We start from the raw sequence: 5386 nt of genomic DNA, 5'->3' as shown, positions 1-5386 counted from the left end.
TAGACGAATCACCAGAACGGAAAACATCCTTCATAGAAATTTCACGCGGCGGCAAGTTGCCATACAAAACAGGGTCGCCAGCAATATCGGTATAAGTCAAAGCACCTTTAGCGTTAAGGTACTGAATCTCTTTAGTCGCAGTAGGCGGAAAACGAACAAGCGCAAGAGTAAACATAGTGCCATGCTCAGGAACAAAGAAACGCGGCACAGAATGTTTATAGGTCTGTTGAACACGACCAGAAAACTGGCCTAACGACGTTTGGTCAGTTCCATCAACATCATAGCCAGATGCCCAGAGATTAGAGCGCATGACAAGTAAAGGACGGTTGTCAGCGTCATAAGAGGTTTTACCTCCAAATGAAGAAATAACATCATGGTAACGCTGCATGAAGTAATCACGTTCTTGGTCAGTATGCAAATTAGCATAAGCAGCTTGCAGACCCATAATGTCAATAGATGTGGTAGAAGTCGTCATTTGGCGAGAAAGCTCAGTCTCAGGAGGAAGCGGAGCAGTCCAAATGTTTTTGAGATGGCAGCAACGGAAACCATAACGAGCATCATCTTGATTAAGCTCATTAGGGTTAGCCTCGGTACGGTCAGGCATCCACGGCGCTTTAAAATAGTTGTTATAGATATTCAAATAACCCTGAAACAAATGCTTAGGGATTTTATTGGTATCAGGGTTAATCGTGCCAAGAAAAGCGGCATGGTCAATATAACCAGTAGTGTTAACAGTCGGGAGAGGAGTGGCATTAACACCATCCTTCATGAACTTAATCCACTGTTCACCATAAACGTGACGATGAGGGACATAAAAAGTAAAAATGTCTACAGTAGAGTCAATAGCAAGGCCACGACGCAATGGAGAAAGACGGAGAGCGCCAACGGCGTCCATCTCGAAGGAGTCGCCAGCGATAACCGGAGTAGTTGAAATGGTAATAAGACGACCAATCTGACCAGCAAGGAAGCCAAGATGGGAAAGGTCATGCGGCATACGCTCGGCGCCAGTTTGAATATTAGACATAATTTATCCTCAAGTAAGGGGCCGAAGCCCCTGCAATTAAAATTGTTGACCACCTACATACCAAAGACGAGCGCCTTTACGCTTGCCTTTAGTACCTCGCAACGGCTGCGGACGACCAGGGCGAGCGCCAGAACGTTTTTTACCTTTAGACATTACATCACTCCTTCTGCACGTAATTTTTGACGCACGTTTTCTTCTGCGTCAGTAAGAACGTCAGTGTTTCCTGCGCGTACACGCAAGGTAAACGCGAACAATTCAGCGGCTTTAACCGGACGCTCGACGCCATTAATAATGTTTTCCGTAAATTCAGCGCCTTCCATGATGAGACAGGCCGTTTGAATGTTGACGGGATGAACATAATAAGCAATGACGGCAGCAATAAACTCAACAGGAGCAGGAAAGCGAGGGTATCCTACAAAGTCCAGCGTACCATAAACGCAAGCCTCAACGCAGCGACGAGCACGAGAGCGGTCAGTAGCAATCCAAACTTTGTTACTCGTCAGAAAATCGAAATCATCTTCGGTTAAATCCAAAACGGCAGAAGCCTGAATGAGCTTAATAGAGGCCAAAGCGGTCTGGAAACGTACGGATTGTTCAGTAACTTGACTCATGATTTCTTACCTATTAGTGGTTGAACAGCATCGGACTCAGATAGTAATCCACGCTCTTTTAAAATGTCAACAAGAGAATCTCTACCATGAACAAAATGTGACTCATATCTAAACCAGTCCTTGACGAACGTGCCAAGCATATTAAGCCACTTCTCCTCATCCAACGCGTCAGTTTTTGACAGAATCGTTAGTTGATGGCGAAAGGTCGCAAAGTAAGAGCTTCTCGAGCTGCGCAAGGATAGGTCGAATTTTCTCATTTTCCGCCAGCAGTCCACTTCGATTTAATTCGTAAACAAGCAGTAGTAATTCCTGCTTTATCAAGATAATTTTTCGACTCATCAGAAATATCCGAAAGTGTTAACTTCTGCGTCATGGAAGCGATAAAACTCTGCAGGTTGGATACGCCAATCATTTTTATCGAAGCGCGCATAAATTTGAGCAGATTTGTCGTCACAGGTTGCGCCGCCAAAACGTCGGCTACAGTAACTTTTCCCAGCCTCAATCTCATCTCTCTTTTTGCGTTCTGCTTCAATATCTGGTTGAACGGCGTCGCGTCGTAACCCAGCTTGGTAAGTTGGATTAAGCACTCCGTGGACAGATTTGTCATTGTGAGCATTTTCATCCCGAAGTTGCGGCTCATTCTGATTCTGAACAGCTTCTTGGGAAGTAGCGACAGCTTGGTTTTTAGTGAGTTGTTCCATTCTTTAGCTCCTAGACCTTTAGCAGCAAGGTCCATATCTGACTTTTTGTTAACGTATTTAGCCACATAGAAACCAACAGCCATATAACTGGTAGCTTTAAGCGGCTCACCTTTAGCATCAACAGGCCACAACCAACCAGAACGTGAAAAAGCGTCCTGCGTGTAGCGAACTGCGATGGGCATACTGTAACCATAAGGCCACGTATTTTGCAAGCTATTTAACTGGCGGCGATTGCGTACCCGACGACCAAAATTAGGGTCAACGCTACCTGTAGGAAGTGTCCGCATAAAGTGCACCGCATGGAAATGAAGACGGCCATTAGCTGTACCATACTCAGGCACACAAAAATACTGATAGCAGTCGGCGTGTGAATCATTAGCCTTGCGACCCTCGGCAGCAAGAACCATACGACCAATATCACGAAAATAGTCACGCAAAGCATTGGGATTATCATAAAACGCCTCTAATCGGTCGTCAGCCAACGTGAGAGTGTCAAAAACGATAAACCAACCATCAGCATGAGCCTGTCGCATTGCATTCATCAAACGCTGAATAGCAAAGCCTCTACGCGATTTCATAGTGGAGGCCTCCAGCAATCTTGAACACTCATCCTTAATACCTTTCTTTTTGGGGTAATTATACTCATCGCGAATATCCTTAAGAGGGCGTTCAGCAGCCAGCTTGCGGCAAAACTGCGTAACCGTCTTCTCGTTCTCTAAAAACCATTTTTCGTCCCCTTCGGGGCGGTGGTCTATAGTGTTATTAATATCAAGTTGGGGGAGCACATTGTAGCATTGTGCCAATTCATCCATTAACTTCTCAGTAACAGATACAAACTCATCACGAACGTCAGAAGCAGCCTTATGGCCGTCAACATACATATCACCATTATCGAACTCAACGCCCTGCATACGAAAAGACAGAATCTCTTCCAAGAGCTTGATGCGGTTATCCATCTGCTTATGGAAGCCAAGCATTGGGGATTGAGAAAGAGTAGAAATGCCACAAGCCTCAATAGCAGGTTTAAGAGCCTCGATACGCTCAAAGTCAAAATAATCAGCGTGACATTCAGAAGGGTAATAAGAACGAACCATAAAAAAGCCTCCAAGATTTGGAGGCATGAAAACATACAATTGGGAGGGTGTCAATCCTGACGGTTATTTCCTAGACAAATTAGAGCCAATACCATCAGCTTTACCGTCTTTCCAGAAATTGTTCCAAGTATCGGCAACAGCTTTATCAATACCATGAAAAATATCAACCACACCAGAAGCAGCATCAGTGACGACATTAGAAATATCCTTTGCAGTAGCGCCAATATGAGAAGAGCCATACCGCTGATTCTGCGTTTGCTGATGAACTAAGTCAACCTCAGCACTAACCTTGCGAGTCATTTCTTTGATTTGGTCATTGGTAAAATACTGACCAGCCGTTTGAGCTTGAGTAAGCATTTGGCGCATAATCTCGGAAACCTGCTGTTGCTTGGAAAGATTGGTGTTTTCCATAATAGACGCAACGCGAGCAGTAGACTCCTTCTGTTGATAAGCAAGCATCTCATTTTGTGCATATACCTGGTCTTTCGTATTCTGGCGTGAAGTCGCCGACTGAATGCCAGCAATCTCTTTTTGAGTCTCATTTTGCATCTCGGCAATCTCTTTCTGATTGTCCAGTTGCATTTTAGTAAGCTCTTTTTGATTCTCAAATCCGGCGTCAACCATACCAGCAGAGGAAGCATCAGCACCAGCACGCTCCCAAGCATTAAGCTCAGGAAATGCAGCAGCAAGATAATCACGAGTATCCTTTCCTTTATCAGCGGCAGACTTGCCACCAAGTCCAACCAAATCAAGCAACTTATCAGAAACGGCAGAAGTGCCAGCCTGCAACGTACCTTCAAGAAGTCCTTTACCAGCTTTAGCCATAGCACCAGAAACAAAACTAGGGACGGCCTCATCAGGGTTAGGAACATTAGAGCCTTGAATGGCAGATTTAATACCAGCATCACCCATGCCTACAGTATTGTTATCGGTAGCAAGCACATCACCTTGAATGCCACCGGAGGCGGCTTTTTGACCGCCTCCAAACAATTTAGACATGGCGCCACCAGCAAGAGCAGAAGCAATACCGCCAGCAATAGCACCAAACATAAATCACCTCACTTAAGTGGCTGGAGACAAATAATCTCTTTAATAACCTGATTCAGCGAAACCAATCCGCGGCATTTAGTAGCGGTAAAGTTAGACCAAACCATGAAACCAACATAAACATTATTGCCCGGCGTACGGGGAAGGACGTCAATAGTCACACAGTCCTTGACGGTATAATAACCACCATCATGGCGACCATCCAAAGGATAAACATCATAGGCAGTCGGGAGGGTAGTCGGAACCGAAGAAGACTCAAAGCGAACCAAACAGGCAAAAAATTTAGGGTCGGCATCAAAAGCAATATCAGCACCAACAGAAACAACCTGATTAGCGGCGTTGACAGATGTATCCATCTGAATGCAATGAAGAAAACCACCATTACCAGCATTAACCGTCAAACTATCAAAATATAACGTTGACGATGTAGCTTTAGGTGTCTGTAAAACAGGTGCCGAAGAAGCTGGAGTAACAGAAGTGAGAACCAGCTTATCAGAAAAAAAGTTTGAATTATGGCGAGAAATAAAAGTCTGAAACATGATTAAACTCCTAAGCAGAAAACCTACCGCGCTTCGCTTGGTCAACCCCTCAGCGGCAAAAATTAAAATTTTTACCGCTTCGGCGTTATAACCTCACACTCAATCTTTTATCACGAAGTCATGATTGAATCGCGAGTGGTCGGCAGATTGCGATAAACGGTCACATTAAATTTAACCTGACTATTCCACTGCAACAACTGAACGGACTGGAAACACTGGTCATAATCATGGTGGCGAATAAGTACGCGTTCTTGCAAATCACCAGAAGGCGGTTCCTGAATGAATGGGAAGCCTTCAAGAAGGTGATAAGCAGGAGAAACATACGAAGGCGCATAACGATACCACTGACCCTCAGCAATCTTAAACTTCT

General features: G+C 44.7%; 9 protein-coding genes. All 9 read right to left on the bottom strand.

What is annotated here, in order from left to right; genetic code table 11:
* Positions 1-1024: major capsid protein (locus ACWPW0_RS23170; RefSeq protein ID WP_038293136.1), on the bottom strand; the 1024-nt coding region annotated here is incomplete at its 3' end.
* A 36-nt stretch (positions 1025-1060) separates the two neighbouring features.
* The gene (locus ACWPW0_RS23165; RefSeq protein ID WP_000033471.1) at positions 1061-1177 is read right to left on the bottom strand and encodes a phage DNA packaging protein J; all 117 of its coding nucleotides are present in this window, start codon (positions 1175-1177) and stop codon (positions 1061-1063) included.
* Positions 1177-1635: a scaffolding protein D gene (locus tag ACWPW0_RS23160; protein ID WP_000084700.1), complete on the bottom strand. Its 459-nt coding sequence runs from the start codon at positions 1633-1635 to the stop codon at positions 1177-1179. The genes ACWPW0_RS23165 and ACWPW0_RS23160 overlap by 1 nt, the downstream gene beginning before the upstream one ends.
* Complete coding sequence (locus ACWPW0_RS23155; RefSeq protein WP_016670801.1) at positions 1632-1871, bottom strand: phage DNA packaging protein C; 240 nt, start codon at positions 1869-1871, stop codon at positions 1632-1634. Before ACWPW0_RS23155 ends, ACWPW0_RS23160 begins: the two co-directional genes overlap by 4 nt.
* A complete protein-coding gene (locus ACWPW0_RS23150; protein ID WP_435988044.1) occupies positions 1804-1956 on the bottom strand; it encodes a hypothetical protein in 153 nt (50 codons plus the stop codon). The genes ACWPW0_RS23155 and ACWPW0_RS23150 overlap by 68 nt, the downstream gene beginning before the upstream one ends.
* The gene (locus tag ACWPW0_RS23145; protein ID WP_000252566.1) at positions 1889-3430 is read right to left on the bottom strand and encodes a replication endonuclease; all 1542 of its coding nucleotides are present in this window, start codon (positions 3428-3430) and stop codon (positions 1889-1891) included. Before ACWPW0_RS23145 ends, ACWPW0_RS23150 begins: the two co-directional genes overlap by 68 nt.
* A 63-nt stretch (positions 3431-3493) precedes the next feature.
* Positions 3494-4480 (bottom strand): Minor spike protein, encoded by a 987-nt coding sequence (locus tag ACWPW0_RS23140; protein WP_000466547.1) that lies wholly within the window; start codon positions 4478-4480, stop codon positions 3494-3496.
* Positions 4481-4488: 8 nt separating this feature from the next.
* Entirely contained in the window at positions 4489-5016 is a 528-nt protein-coding gene (locus tag ACWPW0_RS23135) for a hypothetical protein (protein WP_000487867.1), read from the bottom strand.
* Between the two features lie 110 nt (positions 5017-5126).
* Positions 5127-5386 (bottom strand): major capsid protein (locus ACWPW0_RS23130; RefSeq protein WP_454256790.1); only part of this gene is annotated, 260 nt, incomplete at its 5' end.

Source organism: Pseudomonas sp. Marseille-Q8238 (assembly GCF_965111915.1).
The sequence above is the reverse complement of the archived record's forward strand: the minus strand, read 5'-3'. Positions and strand labels throughout refer to the sequence as shown.